The organism is Streptomyces sp. WMMB 714 (assembly GCF_900090125.1).
GTDB classification, from domain to species: Bacteria; Actinomycetota; Actinomycetes; order Streptomycetales; family Streptomycetaceae; genus Streptomyces; species Streptomyces daqingensis.
Genome location: NZ_FMHJ01000006.1, coordinates 413167 through 438958, shown reverse-complemented (window position 1 = coordinate 438958; position 25792 = coordinate 413167). Strand labels below are relative to the sequence as shown.

The following is a 25792-nucleotide window of genomic DNA, read 5'->3' as shown; positions in this document are numbered from 1 at the left end:
CTCAGCTCCTCACGGCTGCCGCGACGGGCAGCTTCTCGATCCGTATCGCTGACGCCTTGAACTCGGCGGTCCCGGCGATGGGACAGTTGGCCTCGATGGTCAGCTGGTTGGTGTCGACCTCGTCGGGGAAGTGCATCGTCATGAAGGCCAGCCCGGGCCGGAGCATCGGGTCGACCCAGACGGGCGCGACCACCGACCCGCGCCGCGAGGTGACCCGCACCTCCTCCTCCGTGACGACGCCGTAGTGCTCGGCGTCCTCGGGGCTCAGCTCCACGTACTCGCCGCGCCGCAGCGGGGACGCGAAACTCCCGCTCTGCACGCCGGTGTTGTACGAGTCGAGCCGGCGGCCCGTGGTCAGCCGCAGCGGGTAGTCCTCGTCGGTGAGGTCGACGGGCGGGTCGTGCTTGACGATGCCGAAGGGCGCCGGCTTGCCGCGCTTCTCCGGGTCCTTCTCCCACAGCCGGCCGTGCATGTAGGTCGGCTCCAGCCGGTCGGTGCTGGGGCAGGGCCACTGGATGCCGTGGTGCTCGGCGAGGCGCTCGTACGTCATGCCGTGGTGCTGCGGTGAGACGGAACGCAGCTCGTCCCAGACGGCCTCCGAGTCCGCGTACTTCCAGTCGTGGCCCAGGCGTGCCGCGATGTCGCAGATGATGTCGATGTCCTCGCGGGCCTCGCCGGGCGGGTCGACCGCCTTGCGCACGCGCTGCACGCGGCGTTCGCTGTTGGTCGTGGTGCCGTCCGTCTCGCACCAGGCGGCCGTGGCGGGCAGGACGACGTCGGCGAGTTCCGCGGTCTTCGTCAGGAAGATGTCCTGCACCACGAGGTGGTCGAGCATCTGCATCCGCTCGACGGCCTGCCCGCTGTCGGCCTCCGACTGCGCCGGGTTCTCCCCGATGCAGTAGACGGCGCGCAGTTCGCGGCTCTCCATGGCCTCGAACATCTTGGTGAGGTTGCGCCCGTGCCGCGGCTCCAGAGCGGTGCCCCAGGCCGCCTCGAACTTCTCCCGCGTCTCGGGGTCGAGGACGTTCTGGAAGCCGGGCAGCCTGTCGGGGATGGCGCCCATGTCGCCGCCGCCCTGCACGTTGTTCTGCCCGCGCAGCGGCTGGAGGCCGGCGCCGTACCGCCCGACCTGGCCGGTCAGCAGCGAGAGGTTGATCAGCGCCCGTACGTTGTCGGTGCCGTTGTGGTGCTCGGTGATGCCCAGCGTCCAGCACAGCTGGGCGCGTTCAGCGGTGGCGTAGGCGTGCGCGAGGTCGCGGATCGCGTCGGCCGGCACGCCCGTGACCTGCTCGGCGACGCTCAGCGTCCAGGGCTCGACCTCGTCCCTGTACTCCTCGAAGCCGGTCGTGGCCCGCTCGATGAAGGCGTGGTTGGCGAGCCCGGCGTGGATGATCTCGCGCCCGATGGCGTGGGCGAGCGGGATGTCCGTGCCCACGTTCAGGCCGAGCCAGCTCTCCGCCCACTCGGCGGTCGACGTACGGCGCGGGTCGACGGCGTACATACGGGCACCGTTGCGGATCCCCCGGAGTACGTGCTGGAAGAAGATCGGGTGCGCGAACCGGGCGTTGGAGCCCCACATCACGATCAGGTCCGTCGTCTCGATCTCCTCGTAGGAGGAGGTGCCTCCGCCGGAGCCGAAGGCCGCGGAGAGGCCGGCGACGCTGGGCGCGTGGCAGGTGCGGTTGCACGAGTCGACGTTGTGGGTGCCCATGATGACGCGGGTGAACTTCTGCGCGACGTAGTTCATCTCGTTCGTCGCCCGCGCGCAGGAGAACATCCCGAAGGCGTCAGGGCCGTGCTCGTCGCGTGTCCGGCGGAAGCCCTCCGTCGCCTTCTCCAGGGCCTCCTCCCAGGTCGCCCTGCGGAGGGGCCCGCCCTTCTCGTCCCGTACCAGGGGGTGGGTCAGGCGGGTGTACTGCGTCGACGGCGGTTTACCGCGGTCGCGTTGCCTCATGCTGCGCTCCTTACGGTTTGTGCCAGCAAGTCGGTGACGGCGTGGATGGCGCAGAGCTTCGGCACGGGAGTCCGGGTCAGCGCTGCGAGTTCGACCACCGCGGCCAGGAGCACGTCCAGCTCCATCGGCTTGCCGCTCTCCAGGTCCTGGAGGGTGGAGGTCTTGTGGTCGCCGACGCGCTCGGCGCCTGCGAGGCGTCGTTCGACGGAGATGTCGGGGCGGCAGCCGACGGCCTCGGCCACCGCGAGGGTCTCGCGCATCATCGTCTCGACCAGCGCCCTGGTGTCCTGGTGGCGGCAGATCTGCGCCATGGTCGCCCGGGAGAGCGCGCTGAGCGGGTTGAAGGCGATGTTGCCGAGCAGCTTGATCCAGATGTCGTTGCGGATGTCCGCCTCGACGGGGCACTTGAGGCCGCCCGCCTGCATGGCCTCGCTGAACGCCTCGCACCGCGAGGAGTCGGTGGTGTCCGGCTCGCCGATCGAGAACCTCGTGCCCTCCATGTGCTGCACGACGCCGGGCCCCGCCAGCTGCGTCGCGGCGTAGACGACGCAGCCGACGGCGCGTTCGGGAGGCAGCACCTCGCTGACCGAGCCGCCCGGGTCGACGCTTTCGATGCGGCGGCCCTCGTACGGGCCGGGGAGGCCGTGGAAGTACCACCAGGGGATGCCGTTCTGCGCGGCGACGACGGCCGTGTCCTCGCCGACGAGGGGATGGACCAGCGGCCCGCACGCCGCATAGGAGTTGGCCTTCAGGCCCAGGAAGACGTAATCGACCGGCCCGATGGAGGCCGGGTCGTCGGTGGCGTGCACGCGTGCGGTGAAGTCACCGCGCGGGCTGAGGACTTGTACGCCGTTCTCCTGCATGGCGGCCAGGTGCGCGCCACGGGCGATGAGGTGCACGTCCGCGCCGCCGCGGTGCAGCGCTGCTCCGACGTAGGCGCCGATTGCACCGGCACCGACCACTGCGACTTTCATATCCGCTCTCCGATCGGTTGAGGGGACCGAGCGTGGGATGGAACTTGGATGGTCGACTGAATATTGTATACACTTCGCCCTCCACGCGGGGCAAGAGGCGTGCAGTGGTCGATCCCGCTCCGTGTGAGCCCGAATTGCCCCGCTACAGGCGCCGCGGCGCCTCCGTCAGCCCGTGAAGAGCTGGGCGGCCTTCTGGATCAGCTCGTAGAGCCCGTACGCCATGGGCAGGCCGACCCAGAGCCACGCCAGGACGCCGAGCGGCGCCCGGGCACCGCCCGCCTGGACGGTGCCGCCGTCAGGTGTGCTGCTGTCGCCGGTCGTCATCGCCGGGCACCTCCTCGTCTGCCTCGCCGGCCTCGTGGCCCGAAACGGCCCGCGGCTCGTGGTACTTGGGGTTCACGGGGCGCACCAGCTCGTTGGCGACGAAGCCGACGGCCAGCAGCCCGATCATGATGGTGAGGGAGAGCCCGTAGAGGCCCGGCCCCGAACGCCCCGCGCTCTCCTGGGAGTCGGCGACCCAGTTGACGATGAGCGGGCCGAGCACGCCCGCCGTCGACCAGGCCGTCAGCAGCCGCCCGTGGATGGCGCCCACCTCGTAGGTGCCGAACAGGTCCTTCAGATAGGCCGGTACGGTCGCGAAGCCGCCGCCGTAGAAGGAGAGGATGACCAGTGCGCACGTGATGAACAGCGGCTTGGACGAGTCGCCGAGCTGCACGATGGCCAGGTACATCAGCGCCCCGACGCCGAGGTAGACGCGGTACATGTTCTTGCGGCCGATGATGTCGGAGGTGGCGGACCACAGGAAGCGTCCGCACATGTTGGCCAGCGAGAGCAGCGCGACGAAGCCGGCGGCGGCCGAGGCCGAGACGGGGGTGGAGGTGCCGGCGAAGAAGTCGCCGATCATGGGGGCGGCCTTCTCCAGGATGCCGATGCCCGCCGTCACGTTCATGCACAGCACGACCCACAGGCACCAGAACTGCGGCGTGCGGACGGCGTTGCGGGCCGAGACGTCCGCCGTGGTCACCAGCCTCCGCTCGGCCTGCTTTTCCTGCGGCGTCCGGTTGCCCGGGGGCCGCCAGCCCTCCGCGGGCACGCGGACCAGCAGTACGCCCAGCGCCATGAAGACCGCGTAGACCAGGCCGTGGACGAGGAAGGCCGCGGCGATCCCGTCGCTGCCGGAGCCGAACGTCTCCAGCATCTGCGCCGACCACGGCGAGGCGATCAGCGCGCCCCCGCCGAATCCCATGATCGCGATCCCGGTCGCCATGCCGGGGCGGTCCGGGAACCACTTGATGAGTGTGGAGACGGGGGAGATGTAGCCGATGCCCAGCCCGATACCGCCGACGAACCCGTAGCCGAAGACCACGAGCCAGTACTGCTGGAGGGCGGCGCCGAGCGCGGCGAGCAGGAATCCGGAGGAGAAGCACAGGAGCGAGACCGACATCGCCCACCGGGGGCCGTTGCGCTCCACGAGCGTCCCGCCGAAGGCCGCCGAGAGGCCGAGCATGACGATGCCCAGCTGGAAGGGGAGCGCGCTGGCCGTCCCGGAGAGCCCGAGAGAGGACTCCAGCGGGGGTTTGAAGACGCTCCAGGCATAGGCCTGGCCGATGGAGAGATGTACCGAGAGCGCAGCCGGGGGAACCAGCCAGCGGCTCCATCCGGGAGGTGCGACGGTGTGGGAGCGATCAAGAAACCCGGGCGTCATGGCCGGAACTGTAGGCAGGCGCCGCGCCGATGACCATAGATGCGGCAGGATTTGTCGACTGTATGCGCTGCGGTGCCGACGAGGGTGCGTGCCGCGGTGCGGGTGCGTGCAACCTCCGTACGGGGCGCGCCGGTTGGGTGAGGCCCTCCTCCGTCCGGTGCGGGCCGCGCGGTCAGCCCGTCCGCACGCAGGTGTAGGAGGCGAACACCGAGTCGCGCACGGCCGAGTCGGTGATCTCGAAGCCCGCGGCGGTGAGCATGGGCTCCAGCAGCCAGGTGAAGGTGCTGTGTTCGGTGCGCACGTGCTCGGCGAGATCCGCCCGGGTGTAGGCGACGGCGGGGTCGTCCGCCACGCCCGACAGCCAGCCCTCCAGGACGGTCTCCGTGTCGGCGGGGGCGAAGTCGTAGACGAGGTCGTGCAGTCGCAGGACTCCTCCGGGCCTGAGCGCCGCGTGGATCCGGCGCAGTGCGAACACCTTCCAGAAATCGGGGAGTTGGTGCAGCGCGTGGCGGGTGAAGACCGCGTCGGCGGGCTCCCCGGCGTGCTCGTAGCCGAGGAAGCCGCCCGGAACGCACTCGAGAGCGGTCAGACCCGCCCTCGCGGCGCGCTCGCGCAGCACGTCCCGCATCGCGGGCGAGATCTCCACAGCGACGACGCGTCCGAAGTGCCGCGCGGCGGGTACGGCGAACTGCCCGGTTCCGGCACCGATGTCCACGACCACGGAGTCCTCGCCCAGCCCGTGCGCCAGCAGCAACTCGATGTCCGGGCCCGGATCGGGACGGCCCTGCTTCCGGTCGAAGCCGGCGACGAAGTCCGGGTCCAGGTGTTCCGGGCCGGCGTGGGCGAGTTCGTCGAGCAACCAGTCGGGGTCCATGGACGGTGAGAGTGGCACGGCGGGCGGTGGCGGCGCGCGGCAATAACCGCGGGTGCGGTCGTCCTCTGCCGGCCGGGCCCCGGGTCCGAGCTTGCGGGGACGGCCCGCTCCGCCGGGCATGTACGGACGTGCCGCCGTGCGAGAATCTCCCGTCCGGAGCGCGTGGACCGTTCTGCGAGGCCGTTCCGTGGGCGCCTCGCATCGCCATCTCCCCCGTGCACGTGGGCTGTTGGGGGCCACGTGTGACGCGTCACACGTGGGAGAAGATGGCACCGCTCCCCGCGGGAGTGACAATGCACCTCGTAGACTGTATTCAATAGCCAGAATCGGTCGAGGGTCAGGAGTCGCGGAATGCTGTCCGCCGGACTGCCGGAAGGCACCATGCCCAAGCTGGAGCGCCCCGGCCCGCTGCGTGAGCGGGTCTACGAGGCGTTGCTGCAGCTCATCACCACCCGCGCGCTCAGACCGGGCCAGCACCTGGTCGAGAGCGAGCTCGCCCAGCACCTCGGTGTCTCGCGCCAGCCCGTGAGGGAGGCGCTGCAGCGTCTGAACACCGACGGATGGGTCGATCTGCGTCCCGCGCAGGGTGCGTTCGTGCACGAGCCCACCGAGGACGAGGCCGACCAGCTCCTGACCGTCCGGACGCTGCTGGAGGCCGAGGCCGCCCGGCTCGCCGCCGTCAACGCGGACGCCCAGGGCGTCGCGGAGCTGGAGGAGCTGTGCCGCCGCGGCGAGGAGGCCGTCGGCGGCGACCAGGTCGACGCGGTCGTGGAGGCCAACGCGGCGTTCCACGCGAGGGTGATGCAGCTCGCGGGCAACCCCGTCCTCGCCGAGCTGGCCAGCCAGGTCGACCGCCGCGTGCGCTGGTACTACACGCCCGTGGCGCGGCAGCGCGGCGCCCAGTCGTGGATCGAGCACCGCGCGCTGATCGCCGCCATCGCCGACGGCGACGAGGCGCGGGCGACAGCCGTCATGAGGGAGCACACGGAGCACACCCGCAGCTCGTACCACGAGCGCGAACCTGCCTGAGCCCGCGCGTGCCGGCCCGCGGTCAGGACGCCGCCGCGGCGCGTGCGCCCGGGTCGCGTGTGCGGCCGCCCGCGCGGTGGTCCGCGACGGCCCGTGCCACCTCCTCCTCGACCAGGCTGCGGTTCACCGCGATCGCGGCGGACGCGCCTCCCGCAGCGGCGTTGACCACCGCTGCCATGGGGTCGGCGACGTTCCCCACCGCCCACACCCCCGCCACGCCGGTCAGCCCGGAACCGTCCGTGGCGACCCAGCCGCTCCCGTCCCGCTCGCAGCCCAGATCCGTCAGCAACCCGTCGGCGGGAACCATGCGCGGGGGGACGAAGACGGCGCGGCGCGGCACCACCCGGCCCCCGGCCAGCGCGACGCCCTCCAGCCGGTCCCCGGCGGTCACGAGCCGCTCGACCTCGCCGTCCGCGATGTGTACGTCGCGCGCGGTGAGCTGCTCCGCCTCCTCCGCGGACAGGGGCAGACGGTGCCGGAAGAGGACGACGTCGCGTGACCACTGGCCGAGCAGCAGCGCCTGGTGCACCGCGCCCGGCCCGCTGCCGAGCACGCCGATGGGCTGGTCGCGCACCTCGTATCCGTGACAGTAGGGACAGTGCAGTACGTCCTGCCCCCAGCGTTCACGTACCCCCGGGATGGCGGGGAGTTCGTCGCGCAGCCCGGTCGCCACGACGACTCTGCGTGCGCGGAGCGCCCGGCCGTCGTCCAGTCGGACCGTGAAGCCGGGCTCGATGCTCCGTACCCGCCCGTCGATCAACTCGCCGCCGTATCCGGCGACTTCGGCCCGTCCGGCGCCGACGAGGTCCGACGGTGCCTGCCCGTCGCGGGAGAGGAAGCCGTGCACATGCGCCGACGGCGCGTTGCGCGGAGAGCCGGAGTCCACCACGGCGACCGGACGCCGCGAGCGTGCCAGCACCAGCGCGGCGCTCAGGCCGCCCGCTCCACCGCCCACGACCACCACGTCGTAGGACGCGCTGCCGCCCGGCCCGCCGCTCGCCCCGCCGGGGCCGCCGCCGCTTCCACTCCCTGCCGCACCGCTGTTGTCGTTCATGACCCTCACCTCCGCGTTCACCCTGCTGAGGAACGTGCGAGAACGGCAATCTTTGTTGCCGTTTCCGGGACGGCGGGATGCAATGGAGGCGTGGACCCTTCCTCTGCCGCAGCCAAGGCCCTCGCCGAGGTCGGCCCCCGCCTCAAGCGTCTGCGTACGGGCCGGGGCGTGACGCTCGCCGCGCTCTCCGAGACCACGGGGATCTCCAAGAGCACGCTCTCCCGCCTGGAGGCCGGTCAGCGCCGTCCCAGCCTGGAGCTGCTGCTGCCCATCGCGCAGGCCCACCAGGTGCCGCTGGACGAACTCGTGGGCGCGCCCGAGGTGGGCGACCCCCGTATCCGGCTGAAGCCGACGCGGGTGCACGGCCAGACCGTGATCCCGCTGACCAGGCAGCCGGGGCCGCTGCAGCCCTACAAGATGATCGTCCCGGCCGACCGGACGGAGCCCGACCCCCGCACGCACGAGGGGTACGAGTGGCTCTACGTGCTCGCCGGCCGGCTGCGTCTCGTCCTGGCGGGCAAGGACCTCGTCCTCGGGCCCGGCGAGGCCGCCGAGTTCGACACGAGGCTGCCGCACTGGTTCGGCAGTACGGGGGCGGGCCCCGTCGAGGTCCTCAGCCTGTTCGGCCGCCAGGGCGAGCGGATGCACGTCCGCGCGAGACCGCGCGCCCGGGGCGAAGCCGGCGAGTGAGCGGGAGGCCGAGAGGCGGGACGGGCGGGACGTGACGGGCAGCCGGCCCGGCCGGAGTGATCGTCACCGGAGTGATCGTCGCCGGGGAGCTCGGTGCCGGGGCCTGAACTGGCTCCCCGTGTCACAGCTTTGTCCTCTGCATGGGAAAAGTCGAAGGGATTCCTGCAGAACTTCTTCCCCGTTGCGCAGAGCGCTGGTACGTTCCCAGTCAATCCCGGACAGTGTCCGCGGCGTCGCGGCTCCGGGAACATCCAACTCGCGTCCGTGGCTCGGGCCGTCGGACATCGGCAGGGGAGGGAGGCCGGCGATGAGACGCATGACGGCACGGCCCGCCAATCCCCACCAGGCGCGGCTGCTCCGGCTGTTGCGCGACGGGGGCCCCAACTCCCGCGCGGAGCTCGGCGATCAGGTGGACCTCTCCCGTTCCAAGCTCGCCGTGGAGATCGACCGGCTGCTGGAGACCGGGCTCGTCGTGGCCGACGGGCTCGCCGCGTCGCGAGGCGGCCGCCGCTCGCACAACGTGCGGCTCACACCTCAACTGCGCTTCCTGGGCGTCGACATCGGCGCCACCTCCATCGATGTGGCCGTCACCAACCCCGAGTTGGAGATCCTCGGCCACCTCAACCAGCCCATGGACGTGCGAGAGGGCCCCGTCGCCGTCTTCGACCAGGTGCTCGCCATGGTCGCCAAACTCCGCGACTCCGGTGTCGCCGAGGGCTTCGACGGCGCCGGCATCGGCGTGCCGGGGCCGGTGCGCTTCCCCGAGGGCGTCCCGGTGGCGCCGCCCATCATGCCCGGCTGGGACGGCTTTCCCGTGCGGGAGGCGCTCAGCCAGGAACTCGGCTGCCCCGTCATGGTCGACAACGACGTGAACCTCATCGCCATGGGCGAGATGCAGGCCGGAGTGGCCCGCTCGGTACGGGACTTCTTCTGCGTGAAGATCGGCACCGGCATCGGCTGCGGCATCGTCGCCGGAGGCGAGGTGCACCGGGGCACCACCGGGAGCGCCGGCGACATCGGGCACATCCAGGTCGAGCCCGAGGGACGTCCGTGTCCGTGCGGCAACCGCGGCTGCCTGGAGGCCTACTTCGGCGGCTCCGCCCTCGCGCGTGACGCCGAGAACGCCGCCCGCGAAGGCCTCTCCGCCGAGCTGGCCGCCCGCCTGGAGAGCGCGGGACGGCTGACGGCCGAGGACGTCGCCGCCGCCGCGTCGGCCGGCGACGGCACCTCGCTCGACCTCATCCGCGACGGAGGAGCCCGCGTCGGGCAGGTCATCGCGGGGCTCGTCAGCTTCTTCAACCCCGGACTCGTGGTGATCGGCGGCGGTGTGACGGGCCTCGGCCACACGCTGCTCGCCAGCATCCGCACCCAGGTCTACCGCCAGTCGCTGCCCCTGGCGACCGGCAACCTCCCCATCGTCCTGGGCGAGTTGGGCCCCGCCGCCGGTGTGACGGGGGCCGCCCGCCTGATCAGCGACCACCTGTTCTCCCCGGCCTGAGATCACCTGGCCGGGCGCTCCGCCCGTCCGCCCGTCCGGCAGCGGCCGCGGCACAGCGGCCGGCCCCGTAGCACAGCGCGTCGCACCGCCCGCACCGCCCGCACCACCGCTCCACGCCGCGACACCCGCCGGCCCGAAGCACTGCCGGCAAGGCACCGCACGCAGCACCGCGAGGCACCGCTCGTCCACGCACCACGCACCGACGTATCCGGCCAGCCGTACTCCCGTACTCACGCACCCCCGTACTCCCGCACCCCCGAAGCAAGGCCGCACTCCTGCTCCGCAGCTCTCACGACGCACCGCCGCACGTCCGCAACGCCGCCCGGTCCCGTCTGCCCGCACGCACGGAGGCCCTCCATGGCTCCACCCGCCCGTCCCGCTCCCGCGGAAGAACCCCCGTCACCGGACCGTCCGTCCCCGCTGCTCAGCATGTCCGGGATCACCAAGACCTTCCCCGGCGTGCGGGCCCTGGACGGCGTCGACCTGGACGTCGAGGCCGGCGAAGTGCACTGCCTGCTGGGGCAGAACGGCGCGGGGAAGTCCACGCTCATCAAGGTCCTCGCCGGTGCCCACCAGCCCGATACGGGGGCGATCCGCTGGAAGGGCCGGCCCGTCAGGCTGCACACTCCCGTGGCGGCGATGCGGCTGGGCGTCGCGACCATCTACCAGGAACTCGACCTGGTGCGGCACCTGTCGGCGACCGAGAACATCTTCCTCGGCAACGAGGTCGCCGTACGCGGCTTCATCCGCGCCCGCGACGCCCGCAAGCGGGCCGCCGAACTGCTGCGGCGCCTCGGGCACCCCGAGATCGACCCGGACGTCCCCGTGGGCGCCCTCCCGGCCGCGGGCCAGCAGATCGTCTCCATGGCGCGGGCCCTCTCCCACGACGTGCGCCTCATCGTGATGGACGAGCCCTCCGCGGCGCTCGACCCCGACGAGGTCGACAACCTCTTCCGCATCGTCGGGGAACTCACCGCGGACGGCGTCGCCGTCGTCTACATCTCCCACCGGCTGGAGGAGATCCGCCGCATCGGAGACCGCGTGTCCGTCCTCAAGGACGGCCGGGTCGCGGCCGCCGGCCTCCCGGCCCGTACGACCGCGACCGCGGATCTGGTGGCGCTGATGACCGGCCGCGACGTGCAGTACGCGTTCCCCGAACGGCCCGTCTCCACCGAGCCGTTGGAGGACCGCGTCCTGCACGCCGCGCCGCCGCCGCCCGTCCTGTGCGCCGAAAAGCTCGCCCGTGAGGGCGAGTTCGCCCCGCTGGACCTGCGACTCCGGCGCGGCGAGATCGTCGGACTCGCGGGACTCGTGGGCTCGGGACGCTCGGAGATCCTGGAGACCCTCTCCGGGGCGCGCCGCCCCACGTCGGGACGCGTCCTCGTCGAGGGGAGGCCGCTGCGGCCCGGGGACGTCACCGCCGCCGTGCGCGCGGGCATCGGTCTCGCGCCCGAAGAGCGCAAGGCCCAGGCGCTGTTGATGCTGGAATCCGTCACCCGCAACGTCTCCGTCTCCGCGCTGCCCCGCTTCTCGCGCGGCGGATGGCTCGACCGCCGGGCCGAACGCGCCGCCGCCCGCGCCCGTACCCGCGATCTGGCCCTCCACCCCGACGACCCCGACCGCCCCGTGCGCACGCTCTCCGGCGGCAACCAGCAGAAGGTCGTCCTGGCCCGCTGGCTGCTGCGCGACTGCAAGGTGCTCCTCCTGGACGAGCCCACCCGCGGCGTCGACGTGGGCGCCAGGGCGGAGCTGTACTCCGTCATCCGCCGCCTCGCGGACTCCGGCGTCGCGATCCTGCTCGTCTCCAGCGAAGTGCCCGAAGTCCTCGGCCTGGCCGACCGGGTGCTGGTGCTGAGGGAGGGCCGCGTCGTGCACACCGCCCCCGCCCGGGAGCTCGACGAGCACCGGGTGCTCGACCTCGTCATGGAAGGGAGCCCGTCGTGCTGAGCTCACCCGGTTCCGACGCGGTCAAGGAGCCCGCGCCGCCGCCGACTCAACTCCCCCCGGCCCGGCGGGGGATCAGCGCCCCGCGGATCGGGGTGCGCCACCTGTCGCTGCTCGGGGTGCTGGCCGCGCTGGTGGCCGTCGGCGCGATCACCAGGCCGGAGCAGTTCCTCACGGGCGACAACCTCCAGCTGATCCTCACCCAGTCCTCCGTCATCGGCGTCGTGACCGTCGGCGTCACCTTCGTCATCATCGGCGGCGGCATCGACCTGTCGGTCGGCGCGATCGTCGCACTCGCCTCCGTGTGGGCGACGACGGTCGCCACGCAGGAGTACGGCCTCGGCGGCGTGCTGCTGTGCGCGCTGTGCGTGGGGCTGGGCTGCGGGCTCGTCAACGGCGTGCTCATCGCGTACGGGCCGATGGTGCCGTTCATCGCCACGCTGGCGATGCTCGCCTCCGCGCGCGGCCTGGCCCTGCTGATCAGCGACGGCAAGACACAGGTCGTCACCGTCGACTCCGTCCTCGGCCTGGGCGTCTCCGACAGCTACGTGCTGGGCGTGCCGCCGCTCGTGCTGGTCTTCGCCGCCGTGGCGGTACTCGGCTGGCTCGTCCTGGGACGCACCACGTTCGGGCGGCGCACCGTGGCCGTCGGCGGCAACGCTGAGGCATCCCGGCTCGCGGGCATCGCGGTGCGACGCCAGCGGCTGCTGCTGTACCTGCTGTCCGGACTGTGCTGCGGCATCGCCGCCTTCATGCTGATCGTCCTCACCGGGTCCGGTCAGAACACCAACGGAAACCTCTACGAGCTCGACGCCATCGCCGCCGCGATCATCGGCGGCACCCTGCTCAGCGGCGGCCGGGGCACCATCACCGGCTCCGTGCTGGGAGTCCTCGTCTTCACCACGATCACCAACCTGTTCGCTCTCAACAACCTCCAGAGCGACGTCCAGCAGATCGCCAAGGGGGCGATCATCGTCGCCGCAGTCCTGGTCCAGAAGGGTCGGAAGACGCAATGACCGAGATGCCTGACAGCCGGAACGCACCCAGCCACGACACCGCCGCCCCGTCCGGCTCCGCCGCGGACGCGCGCACCTCACCCACCTCGCGCAGGAGGATGCTGTTCGGAACGGCAGCCGCCGGCGCCGCCCTGCTCGGCGCGGGCTGCACCAGCAACAAGAGCAACGACGCCGCGGAGGCCCAGGGCCAGGCCGACATCGCCGACGACAGGCCCGGCAAGAAGGTCACCATCGGCTTCGCCGGGCCGCAGGCCGACCACGGCTGGCTGAACGCCATCAACGAGCAGGCCGAGGCGAGGGCGAAGAAGTACGAGGACGTCACCCTCGAGGCCACCGAGGGCTCCAACGACAACGCGCAGCAGATCGGCCAGATCGAGACGCTGATCAACAAGAAGGTCGACGTCCTCGTCGTCCTCCCCTCCGACGGCAAGGCGCTCACCCAGGTCGGCCTGAAGGCCATGCGCGCGGGAATCCCCGTCGTCAACCTCGACCGCGTCTTCGACTCCCAGCAGGCCTACCGGTGCTGGATCGGCGGCGACAACTACGGGATGGGCCTCAACGCCGGGCGCTACATAGGCGAGAAGCTGAAGGACAAGAAGAACGCCAAGGTCGTCGAACTCGCCGGCATCGACAACCTGGAGCTGACCCGGGAGCGCACGAAGGGCTTCGACGACGCCCTGAAGAACTACCCCAACATCAAGAAGGTCGCCCGTCAGGCCGCAGAGTTCACCGTCGAGTCCGGCCAGTCGAAGATGGCTCAACTGCTGCGCGCGGAACCGAAGTTCGACGCACTGTGGAACCACGACGACGACCAGGGCGTCGGCGCCGAGCGCGCCATCGAGCAGGCCGGGCGGGACGAGTTCCTGATGGTGGGCGGCGCCGGTTCGCGGCGCGTCATGGACGCCATCAAGAAGGACGACGGCGTCATCAAGGCCACGGTCCTCTACCCGCCGACGATGGCCGCCTCCGCCATCGACCTCGCCCGCGCGCTCGGCCAGGGCAAGGGCATCGGCGGCCTCTCCGAGTTCGAGATCCCCGCCTCCCTCACGCTCTACTCCGCCGTCGTCACCAAGGAGAACGTCGACGAATACCTCCCGACCGGCTTCAAGTAGGCCCGGCGCGCGCCCTCGACGCACCACGCCGGGCAGCCCGCCCCCCACACCGCACATCCCGACAGGGAGGAGTCCCATGTCCAACGAGACCGCGCCCGCCCCCGCGCCCGGACGTCCCGAACAGTCCGGGTCGGCGCCACCGCTCGGTGTGGGAATGGTCGGCTACGCCTTCATGGGGGCGGCGCACTCGCAGGGCTGGCGCACCGTCGGCCGCGTCTTCGGCCTGCCGCTCGCCCCGGCCATGAGGGCGGTCTGCGGACGGGACGGCGAAGCCGTCCGGACGGCGGCCGAGCGGCTCGGCTGGAGCGCGGCGGAGACGGACTGGCGCGCACTGATCGCCCGCGACGACGTCCACCTCGTGGACATCTGCACTCCGGGGGAGAGCCACGCGGAGATCGCCGTCGCCGCCCTGGAGGCCGGCAAGCACGTGCTGTGCGAGAAGCCGCTCGCCAACACCGTCGCGGAAGCCGAGGCGATGGCGGACGCGGCCGAAGAGGCCCGCGCACGCGGCCAGTTGACGATGGTCGGCTTCAACTACCGCCGCACGCCCGCCCTCGCGCACGCCAAGCGGATGGTGGACGAGGGACGGCTGGGCGAGCTGCGCCACGTACGCGTCTCCTACCTGCAGGACTGGCTCGTCGACCCGGCGTTCCCCCTGGCGTGGCGGCTGCGCCGTGAGGCGGCCGGTTCGGGGGCCCTCGGCGACCTGGGGGCGCACGCAGTCGACATCGCGCAGCACCTGGCGGGGGCCCCGCTCGCGGGCGTCTCGGCGCAGACGGAGACGTTCGTGACGGAGCGGCCCCTGCCCGGTCAGCCGCCGGACGGGGAGAAGGGGCCCGTCACCGTCGACGACGCCGCCGTCTTCAACGGCCGCCTCACCACGGGGGCGCTGGCGTCGTTCGAGGTGAGCCGGGTCGCCGCGGGCCGCAAGAACGCCCTGCGCGTCGAACTCAACGGCACGCGCGGGTCGCTGGACTTCGACCTGGAACGCCTCAACGAACTCCACTTCCACGACCACACCGACGCGGCCCGGGAGTCCGGGTTCCGCCGCATCCTCGTCACCGAGCCCGACCACCCCTACCTGGAGGCGTGGTGGCCGCCGGGACACGGGCTGGGCTACGAGCACACCTTCGTCCACCAGGCCCGCGACCTCCTCCACGCCGTCGCCACCGGCACCGATCCCGAACCCTCCTTCGCCGACGGCCTGCAGGTGCAGCGGGTGCTGGCAGCCGTCGAGGAGAGCGCGTCGAAGAACAGCGCGTACACCCCCGTCGCCGGCTGAAGTCCCGGCCTGTCACCGCCAGTCAGCCGGCCCGGCGCCGGCGCGAGACCAGGAGGCCCCGAAACATGCCACGTCAGTTCACGCTCTTCACCGGCCAGTGGGCGGACCTGCCGCTGGAGGAAGTCTGCGCGCACGCCCGCGACTTCGGCTACGACGGCCTGGAACTCGCGTGCTGGGGCGACCACTTCGAGGTCGACCGCGCTCTCAACGAGAGCGGCTACGTGGAAGGCCGGCATGCCCTTCTGGAGAAGTACGGCCTGAAGTGCTGGGCCCTCTCCAACCACCTCGTCGGCCAGGCCGTCTGCGACGACCCCATCGACGAGCGGCACCGTGGCATCCTGCCCGCCCGCATCTGGGGCGACGGCGAACCCGAGGGCGTACGGCGGCGCGCGGCCGCGGAGATGGCGGACACCGCCCGCGCCGCCGCCGCAATGGGAGTGCGGACGGTCGTCGGCTTCACCGGCTCCTCGATCTGGCACCTGGTCGCCATGTTCCCGCCGGTGCCGCCGCACATGGTCGACCGCGGCTACGAGGACTTCGCCGAACGCTGGAACCCGATCCTCGACGTCTTCGACGCGGAGGGCGTCCGCTTCGCCCACGAGGTGCACCCCAGCGAGATCGCGTACGACTACTGGACGACGCACAGGGCGCTGGAGGCGATCGGCCGCCGTCCCGCCTTCGGCCTCAACTTCGACCCCAGCCACTTCGTCTGGCAGGACCTCGACCCCACCGGGTTCCTCTACGACTACCGCGACCGCATCTACCACGTCGACTGCAAGGAGGCCCGCACCCGTCTCGACGGCCGCAACGGACGCCTGGGCTCCCACCTGCCGTGGGGCGACCCGCGGCGCGGCTGGGACTTCGTCTCGGCCGGGCACGGCGACGTCGCCTGGGAGGACGTCTTCCGCATGCTCCACTCCATCGGCTACGACGGCCCGGTGTCCGTGGAATGGGAGGACGCGGGCATGGACCGCCTGGCGGGCGCGCCGGAGGCGCTGCGGCGGCTGAAAGCCTTCGACTACGACCCGCCGTCGTCGTCCTTCGACGCGGCGTTCAGCTCCTGACGGCCGCCGCGGCGGGACGGACGGGCTCGCGGCGGCACGGGCCCGCCGCGAGCCGACGTGGCGTCCATTCGGATACTGCGCCGCCGCGGCAGGCCGGGACGCCGGACCCTGGGAACCGGTCAACTCAGGGGCGGCCGCACCACGTTGCCGCTCCGCTCCTCCGTCCCGCTGCCCCTCCCTCCCGCCGCGCGTCCCGCCCCGTCCCGCCGGTCACGCCATCGCGGCCGCGGCCTCCAGCGCGAGGTGCCACGGGTAGTCGGCCGGATCGGCCCGGCCCGGCGGCAGCGGCTCGAACCCGCCCTCGCCGTACAGCACCCGCACCCCCGCCTCGCGCAGCGTCCCGATGCTGCGCCCGAACTGCGGGTGCGTGGCGTAGGCGCTGTTGACGCACGGCATCACCGCCAACGGCCAGCGCTTCCCCAGTGCTTCGGCCACGTAGCCGCCGACGAAGTGCGGAGTGAGCCCCAGCGCGGCGACGTTGACGGTGTTCAAGGTCGCCGGTGCGACCACTGCCACGTCCGCGCGCGGCCACACCTCCGCGTCCCGGGGCTGCCGCACGCTGCTGCGCACGGGACGCCCGGTCAGCGCCTCCAGGGCGGGCAGCTGCTCGTCGAGCCACACCGCCGCGGTCTCCGTCAGACCGACGCACACGTCCCAGCCGTCGGCCTGCGCGCGGCGGACCACGTCCGCGATGCCGAGCACGGGCGGCGCGGCGGAGCCGAGCAGGTACAGCACGCGGTTGTTCGTCATGGACGGCATCCCACCACGCCGGGACGGCGACTCGCGGACGTTCGGACAGCAGCGCGCGGCGCTCAGGCGGAAGGCCCGGAGCCCTCGGCGCGCTCCACCGGAATCCACAGGTCGGCGTCGGCGTGCTCCCCGCCCCCGGACAGGGCGACGCGCAGGATCTCCGGCCCGGGCCTGCTCCGGTAGGGGTTGGAGGGGAACCACTGCGTGAACACGTCCCGCCACAGATGCTGCAGGGTCTGCGGGAAGGGACCGGAGCTCCCGAAGACGGCCCACGTGCCCGCCGGGACGTCGAGCACGTCCAGGTCCGACGGCGCTTCACCCCCAACGCCGGTCAACACGGCGTGGTAGTAGTCGAGTTCGGTGCCCTCCGCGCGTCCCGGGTCGAGCTGGTCGCTCACTCCGACGATGCCCTCCGGCTCCTGGTCGGACATCCCGGCGAGCCGCCGCAACGTCCCCTCGTCGATGCTCCGCACGAACCCGGCGATCGCCGGATTGGCCCCCTCGTGCACGAGCGGCACACGGGCCTTCCTGCCGACCACTCGGAAACGGTCCTTCTCCACGATCCTGTACCGCATGCCGGTACTCCCTTCGACGACGAGGCGGAAGGACATCCGCGGCTGGGAACGCAGCGCCGCTCCCGTCCGCCGCGCCTCACCCGGCCCCACACCGTGCACGGCGCGGAACGCGCGGGCGAAGGCCTCGCCGGAGCTGTAGCCGTAGCGCGTCGCCACGTCCAGCAGCGTCACCTCGCCGGCCAGCACCTCGGCACCCGCCACCGTCATCCGCCTCCGGCGGATGTACTCCGAGAGCGGCATGCCGGCGAGCGCCGAGAACAGCCGGCGGAAGTGGTACTCCGACGTCGCGGCGGCGCGTGCGAGATCGGCCACGCCGATGGACCGGCACAGCCGCTCCTCGATGTGCTCCATGGCCTCGTTCAGCCCTTCCAGCACCGCGGTCTCCTTCCCTTCACGGCCACTCACGCTAGGAAGGCCGCGCCCCTCCCGGCCCGCCATCCTGTGCCCGGAACGGTCGGGTCGGGCGCGCTCACCCCGGCACGGTCCGTGCGGCGCCTCAACAACGGTGCCGGTGCCGCGCGTTCGACACCCGGACGTGATCACTGCCTCATCCGGTCTCCGCCACCGGGCGGCGTCGCACCCCGCGTGTACGGTGAGGAGCAGCGTAGAGACGTCGGGGGACGGGGAGTTGTACCGGATGCCGGGGGAAGCGGCAGCATCCGCGGACGGCCGCACGGGCACGCCCGAAACAGCGGCCGCGGTGGGGGAGTTCGGACATCGCACCGGTCTGCCGCCGCTGCCTGCCCGCGCCTCGACGGCCTCGGACGCGGGCGTTCGGCCTGCGCGTGCCGCACGCGGCCTCCCCGCCCTGGCGGCCCGCACCATCGACCGACCGGGGGTGTCATGCTGACGGAGGACTTCACGGACGTCGAGGCGGCACGGGAGCACGTGGCCGCCACGCTGGGGGAGTTCCGCAGATCCCTGCTGCTCGTGCCGATCCGGTACGGCGGCGTCCTCACCGGCGACCAGGGCGGTCTGCGGTGGATCTACGCGTTCACCGGCACGGACACGCTGACGGCCTTCGCGCGGGCCCGCGGCGAGGGCGGGGAATGGGAGTTCCGGCAGGTGTACGGGGCCCGCCTGCTGGACGAGACCCTCGCGGAGGTCGGCGTGCCGTGCGGGGTCGCGGTCGACGTGGGCAGCGAGGGGGCGTTCCTGCTGCCGCCGGTGAAGGGGATCGTGCCCGACGAGGCGGCCGTGGACGGGGAGCCGGAGGGGGCAGCGGAATGAGCGGCGGCTACAAGTTCGACCCGCAGGCGGCGAAGCTCGTCCAGCAGGGTCTGAAGGCGGCGACGGCGGAGCTGGAGGACACCGGCTTCTTCTCGATCAACGCGCAGCAGGGGCAGGGGTTCCAGTTCCTTCAGATGTCCGGCATGGAGATGGGCAACGGTGAACTCGCCTCCGTCTTCGGGCAGTTCTGCGGCCGGTGGGGGATGGCGATCAACGGGAAGATGCAGGACCTGAACGACATCGCGGAGCGGCTCGGCCTGTCCGCGGGGCTGTACCACGAGCAGGAGCAGTACGTGAACGACACCCTCAAGGAGGCTGTCGTCACGTCCAGTTCGTACAACCCGCAGCAGGGTCTCGCGGAGGGCGAGAACGCGGGGGAGAAGTCCTGGGGCGAGGTGTGGGGCGATGTGAAGCCCCGCGCACCGGAGTTCGACGCCTCCATGCCGGACATGGACGAGATGGGCGACCAGTGGGGCCAGGTCGGTGACGACTTCGGCGACTCGCCGTGGCAGGACGTGGCCGGCCCGGACCGCTGGGACGACTCGGACTGGCAGTGGGACGGGCCGCCGCCCGAGCAGGGGCAGGGCGGTCAGGGGAACGACAGGGGCGACGGGGGTAACTGACCGTGGGACTGGGGGAGGCGTTCGACAACCCGCTCGGCGCGGTGAAGGGCGGCCTGGAGAAGGTCGGCGACGGCGTCGAGTGGGCCGGCGGCAAGGCCGCCGACGGCCTCGACGAGATCGGCCTCGAGGGCGCCGCGGAGGGTGTGCGGGACGCGGGCGAGTGGACGGCGGACAAGCTCGGCGCCGACGTCGCCGAGAGGCAGCTCGGCGAGACGGAGGACCCGAAGGAGATCATCCACGGCGACGTGGAGAAGCTGACCGAACGGGCCGAGCATCTGCGGGACTTCTACAGGGCCTTCGACAAGCTCGGCACCGGCCTGAAGCGCCTCGACGTGCACGGCTGGGAGGGCGAGGCGGGCGAGGCCTTCCGGTCCGAGTTCGAGCCGCAGCCGAAGTTCTGGATCAAGGCGGCGGACGCCTGCGAGTCCGCCGGGAAGCAGATCGTCCAGTACGCGTCCACCGTGGAGTGGGCCCAGGGGGAGGCCAAGGAGGCCGTCGCCCTGTACAAGAAGTCGAAAGCCGCCTCGGACAAGGCAGTTGACGACTACAACGCGAAGGCCGACGCCTGGAACCGCAAGAACGAGTCCGGTGAGGACCCCGGGCCGAAGCCGCCCCCGTTCGAGGACCCCGGCAAGGCCGGACTGGACCGCGCCCAGCACATGGTCCGCGAGGCGCGCAGCCAGCGCGACGACGCCGCGCGCCGCGCGAAGGACGCCATGCGCGGACTGGTGGAGCAGGCCCCGGAGCTGCCCGGCGCCTGGGAGACCATGAAGATGACCGGCCGGGACATGTTCGAGGGCATGGCCCTGAACGGCATGCACATCGCGGGCGGTGCGCTGAAGGGCGTCGGTGAACTGGTCGGCCTCGCGCGGATGCTGAACCCGACCGACCCGTACAACATGACCCACCCCGGCCAGTACGTGCAGAACATGAACGGTGTCCTCACCGGCCTGGCCTCCACCGCCGCCCACCCCGAACGCCTCGTCGGGATGGTCAAGAACCAGAACTGGCGCGATCCCGGGGAGGCCGCGGGGAAGCTCCTCGTCGACCTCGCCGGCGGCAAGGGCGCGGGCGGAGCCGCGAAGGGCGGACTCAAGGGCGCGCTGAAGCACGGCATCAAGGAGGGCGCGGAGCAGGGCGCGCGGAAGACGCTCAAGGAGCGGCTGAGCGATCTGCGCCGCCAGTTCAAGTGCAAGGTCCTGCGCAACGAACCGGTGGACATGGCCACGGGGCGCATGGTCCTCCAGGAGACCGACGCCGCCCTCCCCGGCTCCTTCCCGCTGGCCCTCACCCGCACCTTCGAATCCGCGTACCGCCTCGGCGGCTGGTTCGGTCCCGCCTGGGCCTCGACCCTCGACGAGCGGCTGGAGGTGGACGCCGAAGGCGTCGTCTACGTCTCCGCCGACGGCAGCGCCCGCCCCTACCCGCACCCCGCGCCGGGCGTTCCCGTCCTCCCCGAGGAGGGCCTGCCCTTGCCGCTGGACCGCCGCGTCGACGGCTCGTACACCCTCACCGATCCGGTCAGTGGCGTGACGCGTACCTTCGCCGCCCCGGAAGGCGCCGCACCCGGCGGTGACGGCGTCGCACGCATCGCCGCGCTCGGCGAAGAGACCGGCGGCTGGGCGTCGTTCGAGTGGGACGACGAGACCGGCGCGCCGCATTCCGTCACCCACTCCGGCGGCTACGAGCTGAAGTTCCAGTGCCAGGGCGGACGGATCCGCGCCCTGTCCCTGGCGGGAGGGGCGCCGGACGGAACGGACCAGCAGCTCAAGTCCTACGGCTACGACGAGGCGGGCCACCTGACGTCGGTCTCCGACTCCACCGGAGCGACGCTGCGCTACGGCGTGGACGAGCGGGGCCGCATCGTCTCCTGGACCGACAGCAACGACCGCTCGTTCTCCTACACCTATGACGACGACGACCGCTGCGTCTTCCACACGGGCGAGGCCGGCCATCTCCGTACGACGTTCGAGTACGGACTGCCGTCCGAGACACCCGGGCACACGACCACCCGCGTCACCGACTCCCTCGGCCACACCAAGCACTACCTGGTCGACGGCAAGCTGAGGATCGTTGCGGAGACCGACGCCAACGGCGGCACCACACACACCACTTACGACCTCCAGCATCGCCCGCTCACCGTCACCGACCCCAACGGCGGCACCGTCCGGTACCGCTACGACGACGCCGGGCGCCCGCTGCGCGTCGTGCTGCCGGACGGCGGCGAGGTCACCGTCGAATACGACGAGCACGGCCGTCCGGTCCGCAGGACCGACGCGGACGGCGCCGAGTGGGGCTATGCCCGCGACGAGCGGGGCCTCCTCACGGCCGTCACCGACCCGGCGGGCTCCACCACCGCGTACGGCTACGACGCGCGCGGCCATCTCACCGCCGTGACCGACCCGTTGGGCGCGACCAGCGCCGTCCGCTGCGACAGGGCGGGGCTTCCCCTTCAGATCACCGATCCCCTCGGCGGGACCACGACCTACGTGCGCGACGCCTTCGGGCGTCCCGTCACCGTCACCGACCCGGCGGGTGCCGTGACCCGGCTGGAGTGGACGCCGGAGGGGCGGCTCGTGCGCCGCGTCGACCCCGGGGGCGAGGTGCACACCTGGACCTACGACGGCGAAGGCAACTGCCTCAGCCACACCGACGCGGCCGGTGGTGAAACCCGCTACGAGTACACGCACTTCGACCTGCGGACGGCCCAGACCGGTCCCGACGGCGTCCGCCACACCTTCGCCTACGACACCGAACTGCGGCTCGTTCAGGTCGCCAACCCCCAGGGCCTGACCTGGAGTTACACCTACGACCCCGCGGGCCGCCTGATATCCGAGACCGACTTCGACGACCGCACCATGCAGTACGGCCACGACGCCGGCGGCGGACTCGCTTTCCGCACCAACCCGGCGGGCCAGACGATCAGCTTCACCCGCGACGCCATGGGCCGCGTCATCAGGAAGAACGCCGACGGCGACGCCACGGACTACACCTACGACGCGGCCGGACGCCTGATATCCGCCCACGGGCAGGGCGTGGACCTGCTCTGCCGGCGGGACAGGCTCGGACGCGTCAAGGACGAGGCCGTCAACGGCCGTGTCCTCACCCACGATTACGACGCGCTCGGCCGCCGCACCCGCCGCGTCACACCCGCCGGAACCGTCACCACGTACACGTACGACGCCGCCGGCAACCGCACCTCACTCACCACGAACGGGCACACGCTCACCTTCGGCCACGACGAGTCGGGCCGCGAGACCAGCCGCCGCGTCGGCGACACCGATCTCACCTTCACCAGCCTCTGGGACCCGACGGGGCGTCTGGCGTCCCAGACCATCGCCGGTCCCGCCGCGGGCACGGTGCAGCGGCGTACGTACCGCTACCGCGCGGACAGCCATCTCGTGGGCGTCGAGGACCAGTTGAACGGCACGCAGCTCTACGACCTGGACAGGGCGGGACGCGTCACGGCAGTACGGGCGGAGAACTGGTCGGAGACGTACGCGTACGACGAGGCGGGCAACCAGACGTCGGCGGACTGGCCTGCCCGGCATGCCGGTTCGGACGCCCGCGGTGAGCGCAGCTACAGCGGTACGAAGCTGCTGACGGCCGGGTCGGTCCGCTACGAGTACGACGATGCGGGCCGTGCGGTGCTGCGCCAGAAGTCGCGGCTGTCGAAGAAGCCGGACACGTGGCGGTACGTCTGGGACGGCGAGGACCATCTGACGTCGGTGGTCACGCCGGACGGTGTGCGGTGGCGGTATCTGTACGACCCGCTGGGGCGGCGGATCGCCAAGCAGCGTCTCGGCGAGGACGGTCAACGGGTGCTGGAACAGGTGGACTTCACCTGGGACGGGCCGACTCTCGTCGAGCAGACGACGAGCGCTCCCAACCTGCCCGACCCCGTCACGCTGACCTGGGACCACGACGGTCTGCGTCCGTTGACGCAGACCGAGCGGATCACGGATGAGACGACGCAGGCGGAGATCGACTCGCGGTTCTTCGCGATCGCCACGGATCTGGTGGGTGCGCCGACGGAGCTGCTGGATGAGAGCGGCGGCATCGCGTGGCGCACCCGCAGCACGTTGTGGGGGACGACGACGTGGAACGCGGATGCGACGGCGTACACGCCGCTGCGCTTCCCCGGCCAGTACGCGGATCCGGAGACGGGCCTGCACTACAACTTCCACCGCCACTACGACCCCACCACGGCCCGCTACCTCTCCCAGGACCCCCTGGGCCTCGACCCGTCCCCCAACCCGGTCACCTACGTCCACAACCCGCACACATGGGCAGACCCACTGGGGCTGGCCGGTTGCGGGGACGAGGGCCCGTCAATCAACGAACGAGATGTCCATGGGCGGGGGCGGCAAACCGAGCGAGGGGTGGATGTTGACAACGTTTGGGATAACGGCGAGATGTATATCCAGCAGGATGGGCAGATCGTCAAGATTCTGGAAAGCGGGAACGGCACCTACGATATCGTGGTCAGGGATCTCGGGAACCCGAGCGGTGCCCCAACCACCACGATCAAGGATGCCACTCAAAGATATGTCGACAACAAGATTGAAAAGGGAATGTGGGAATGAGTGAGCGACGGCTCCGGTGTTGCGTATGCGGTCTAGATACCGAGAACGCCCTTGATTATGTGCGCTTGGAGATCACCGCGGAAAGGGTAGAAACTCGACAATTCTTGGGTGCTCATGCCGAGTGTCTGAACGGAGTCCTTACTAAGGGTTTCACGGTTGAGGTTCATCTAATGTGAGGTCGAGTGTTTGAGAGCCGCCCTTGCTGCGGTGTCGAACTTCGGTAATGAGGACTCCACGCCTCAGGGGGTACTGGGCTACCCACAGAGGTGGCTGCAAGCGCGAACGAACCTTACCGACTCGAACGACGAAGGACCCGAGAGCTCTCTTAAACCCGGATGAGCTCACAGTGCCGTCTGGATAGGGTCGGCGGGTGCCCGAGCTGAGACGACTGAGTGCTGACCATGCCCCGGCGGTCCTGGCGTTCGAGTTGGCGAACCGCGCCTACTTCGCGGCCTCCGTCCCGGATCGCGGCGACGACTACTTCGACCATTTCGCGGAACGGTACGACGCTTTGCTGGGCGAGCAGGAAGCCGGTGTCTGCGTGTTCTACGTCCTTGTCGCCGAGGACGGCTCGGTACTCGGCAGGTTCAACCTGTACGACTTGGAGGATCGGGCCGCGGACGTCGGCTACCGGGTCGCTCAGCACGTCGCCGGCCGTGGCCTGGCGACAGCGACGCTTCGCGATCTGTGCAGACTGGCCGGGTCGGAGCACGGGTTGAGCAGGCTGCGGGCAGCGACTGCCCTTGAGAACACTGCGTCGCGGAAGGTGCTGGAAAGGGTTGGATTCGTGCGGATCGGCCCAGCCGGCCCCGGCGACCTCGGGGGTAAGCAAGGCAGCTGGTATCAGCTCGACCTTGATTCTCCGTAGGATCGTTTCCCTAGATCAGGGCCGAGCCTTGTCGAAGAGTCGAAGAGTCGAAGATGAGGAGCGGTGCAGGGAAGTTTTCTGCGGATTGAGCGGGATTGACGGGAGTGTATTTGAGGTGAATGTCGAGCAATTGATGGAGAGGCTCGGCAGGGCAGGTGTCACGGTGATCCTCAAAGTGGATGAGGAGAGGTTGCGGGAGTGCGGTAGACCCTGGACTCTGGTGCTGTCCGGGCCCGGGTTGGGAGGTCGAGCGTATATACGCACGGAAGCTGTGACTCTAAGAGAGTGTCTCCGGGAGGGAGTCACGCAACTGCGACAGTGTCCTGGCGACTGGGATTGGCTGACGGATTCCTTCGGTGGCGAAAGCGGAGTTTGAGGTGATGTTGCGACTCTCCATCGTTCCACCGGCCGGGCAGCTGCATCTGGTTCCCGAGTTTGATCTGTCCGCCGATTATGAATCACTCGTGATGAATTCTTGCGAACTCCTCTCGGAGTCGGGGTGCAGATTCCATGCCGAGGGGTTCGGGCAAAGTCACTGGCCGGTGGACGTCTCCTATGATCTCTCGTCCGTCATGGAGCAACTGCCGTCAGCGATCGCCGCGTTGAAATGCGGCGAGAGGACGACCATCGACTTCTACGGGCAGGGAGTCGAGCGGAGTCTCACATTCGTCCCGGCCGGTGACGGGGTAGCGATTCACTGTTCTTCGCGCACCGACTGGGAGCCGATTCCGGGCAGGGAATGGGCTTCCCAGCGCGACGTCTTGGCGCTCTTTGCAGACCTGGCAAATGACTTCAAGTCTGCCCTGAGCCGTACGTGCCCGAGTGTGGCTCAGATTCGTCCCTTCAAGGACTGGTAAGTCACTCACCTGAGCTGCGAAGGTTCAGAAAGCTGTTGTGCGTTCGGCGGACGTTCCGGTGCCGTCGACCCGGATCTGTGGCCCGATGCCGGGTCTTGCCCGCGCCG

General features: G+C 71.0%; 21 protein-coding genes. 13 read left to right on the top strand and 8 right to left on the bottom strand.

The annotated features are described in order from the left end of the window. Window position 1: 1 nt before the first annotated feature. The 5 genes from H181DRAFT_RS13995 to H181DRAFT_RS13980 all read right to left on the bottom strand — a co-directional run bounded on the left by H181DRAFT_RS13995 (window position 2) and on the right by H181DRAFT_RS13980 (window position 5507). Entirely contained in the window at window positions 2–1954 is a 1953-nt protein-coding gene (locus H181DRAFT_RS13995; protein WP_045864693.1) for a molybdopterin oxidoreductase family protein, read from the bottom strand. Continuing rightward, window positions 1951–2928, bottom strand: coding sequence for a 2-dehydropantoate 2-reductase (locus H181DRAFT_RS13990; RefSeq protein WP_045864692.1), 978 nt, complete (start codon window positions 2926–2928; stop codon window positions 1951–1953). The genes H181DRAFT_RS13995 and H181DRAFT_RS13990 overlap by 4 nt, the downstream gene beginning before the upstream one ends. A 165-nt stretch (window positions 2929–3093) precedes the next feature. Then, window positions 3094–3252 (bottom strand): MFS transporter small subunit, encoded by a 159-nt coding sequence (locus tag H181DRAFT_RS29445; RefSeq protein WP_175439763.1) that lies wholly within the window; start codon window positions 3250–3252, stop codon window positions 3094–3096. Continuing rightward, window positions 3224–4633, bottom strand: coding sequence for an L-lactate MFS transporter (locus tag H181DRAFT_RS13985; RefSeq protein ID WP_045864691.1), 1410 nt, complete (start codon window positions 4631–4633; stop codon window positions 3224–3226). The genes H181DRAFT_RS29445 and H181DRAFT_RS13985 overlap by 29 nt, the downstream gene beginning before the upstream one ends. A gap of 172 nt (window positions 4634–4805) precedes the next feature. Next, on the bottom strand, window positions 4806–5507 hold the full coding sequence (locus H181DRAFT_RS13980; RefSeq protein ID WP_045864690.1) for a class I SAM-dependent methyltransferase: 702 nt from the start codon (window positions 5505–5507) through the stop codon (window positions 4806–4808). Window positions 5508–5858: 351 nt separating this feature from the next. Between H181DRAFT_RS13980 and H181DRAFT_RS13975 the strand changes: the two genes are divergently transcribed. After that, on the top strand, window positions 5859–6536 hold the full coding sequence (locus tag H181DRAFT_RS13975; RefSeq protein ID WP_045864689.1) for a GntR family transcriptional regulator: 678 nt from the start codon (window positions 5859–5861) through the stop codon (window positions 6534–6536). A gap of 22 nt (window positions 6537–6558) precedes the next feature. Here H181DRAFT_RS13975 and H181DRAFT_RS13970 read toward each other — a convergent pair whose 3' ends face one another. Beyond that, window positions 6559–7590: an NAD(P)/FAD-dependent oxidoreductase gene (locus H181DRAFT_RS13970; RefSeq protein ID WP_078895719.1), complete on the bottom strand. Its 1032-nt coding sequence runs from the start codon at window positions 7588–7590 to the stop codon at window positions 6559–6561. Window positions 7591–7680: 90 nt separating this feature from the next. Between H181DRAFT_RS13970 and H181DRAFT_RS13965 the strand changes: the two genes are divergently transcribed. The 7 genes from H181DRAFT_RS13965 (at window position 7681) to H181DRAFT_RS13935 (ending at window position 16196) form a co-directional block, all read left to right on the top strand. After that, the gene (locus H181DRAFT_RS13965) at window positions 7681–8280 is read left to right on the top strand and encodes a helix-turn-helix domain-containing protein (protein ID WP_078895718.1); all 600 of its coding nucleotides are present in this window, start codon (window positions 7681–7683) and stop codon (window positions 8278–8280) included. A 316-nt stretch (window positions 8281–8596) separates the two neighbouring features. After that, window positions 8597–9778, top strand: coding sequence for an ROK family transcriptional regulator (locus H181DRAFT_RS13960; RefSeq protein ID WP_045864688.1), 1182 nt, complete (start codon window positions 8597–8599; stop codon window positions 9776–9778). A 357-nt stretch (window positions 9779–10135) separates the two neighbouring features. Next, window positions 10136–11725, top strand: coding sequence for a sugar ABC transporter ATP-binding protein (locus H181DRAFT_RS13955; RefSeq protein ID WP_045864687.1), 1590 nt, complete (start codon window positions 10136–10138; stop codon window positions 11723–11725). Continuing rightward, window positions 11719–12738: an ABC transporter permease gene (locus H181DRAFT_RS13950; RefSeq protein ID WP_175439762.1), complete on the top strand. Its 1020-nt coding sequence runs from the start codon at window positions 11719–11721 to the stop codon at window positions 12736–12738. The genes H181DRAFT_RS13955 and H181DRAFT_RS13950 overlap by 7 nt, the downstream gene beginning before the upstream one ends. A 98-nt stretch (window positions 12739–12836) precedes the next feature. After that, a complete protein-coding gene (locus tag H181DRAFT_RS13945) occupies window positions 12837–13850 on the top strand; it encodes a substrate-binding domain-containing protein (RefSeq protein WP_045864811.1) in 1014 nt (337 codons plus the stop codon). A gap of 76 nt (window positions 13851–13926) precedes the next feature. Beyond that, window positions 13927–15132 (top strand): Gfo/Idh/MocA family protein, encoded by a 1206-nt coding sequence (locus tag H181DRAFT_RS13940; RefSeq protein WP_045864686.1) that lies wholly within the window; start codon window positions 13927–13929, stop codon window positions 15130–15132. Window positions 15133–15197: 65 nt separating this feature from the next. Then, a complete protein-coding gene (locus H181DRAFT_RS13935; protein ID WP_045864685.1) occupies window positions 15198–16196 on the top strand; it encodes a sugar phosphate isomerase/epimerase family protein in 999 nt (332 codons plus the stop codon). Window positions 16197–16406: 210 nt separating this feature from the next. Here H181DRAFT_RS13935 and H181DRAFT_RS13930 read toward each other — a convergent pair whose 3' ends face one another. Further along, a complete protein-coding gene (locus H181DRAFT_RS13930; RefSeq protein WP_045864810.1) occupies window positions 16407–16946 on the bottom strand; it encodes a flavoprotein in 540 nt (179 codons plus the stop codon). A 62-nt stretch (window positions 16947–17008) separates the two neighbouring features. Beyond that, the gene (locus H181DRAFT_RS13925) at window positions 17009–17896 is read right to left on the bottom strand and encodes an AraC family transcriptional regulator (RefSeq protein WP_045864684.1); all 888 of its coding nucleotides are present in this window, start codon (window positions 17894–17896) and stop codon (window positions 17009–17011) included. A 468-nt stretch (window positions 17897–18364) separates the two neighbouring features. On the opposite strand from H181DRAFT_RS13925, the gene H181DRAFT_RS13920 reads away from it, so the two are divergent. The 5 genes from H181DRAFT_RS13920 (at window position 18365) to H181DRAFT_RS13890 (ending at window position 25685) form a co-directional block, all read left to right on the top strand. Beyond that, a complete protein-coding gene (locus tag H181DRAFT_RS13920; RefSeq protein WP_045864683.1) occupies window positions 18365–18751 on the top strand; it encodes a hypothetical protein in 387 nt (128 codons plus the stop codon). Beyond that, entirely contained in the window at window positions 18748–19374 is a 627-nt protein-coding gene (locus H181DRAFT_RS13915) for a hypothetical protein (protein ID WP_052708583.1), read from the top strand. The genes H181DRAFT_RS13920 and H181DRAFT_RS13915 overlap by 4 nt, the downstream gene beginning before the upstream one ends. Before the next feature lie 2 nt (window positions 19375–19376). Continuing rightward, the gene (locus H181DRAFT_RS13910) at window positions 19377–23960 is read left to right on the top strand and encodes a putative T7SS-secreted protein (RefSeq protein WP_052708582.1); all 4584 of its coding nucleotides are present in this window, start codon (window positions 19377–19379) and stop codon (window positions 23958–23960) included. A gap of 370 nt (window positions 23961–24330) precedes the next feature. Continuing rightward, window positions 24331–24828 (top strand): GNAT family N-acetyltransferase, encoded by a 498-nt coding sequence (locus H181DRAFT_RS13900; RefSeq protein ID WP_045864682.1) that lies wholly within the window; start codon window positions 24331–24333, stop codon window positions 24826–24828. A 356-nt stretch (window positions 24829–25184) separates the two neighbouring features. After that, complete coding sequence (locus H181DRAFT_RS13890) at window positions 25185–25685, top strand: hypothetical protein (RefSeq protein ID WP_052708581.1); 501 nt, start codon at window positions 25185–25187, stop codon at window positions 25683–25685. Window positions 25686–25792 lie beyond the last annotated feature (107 nt).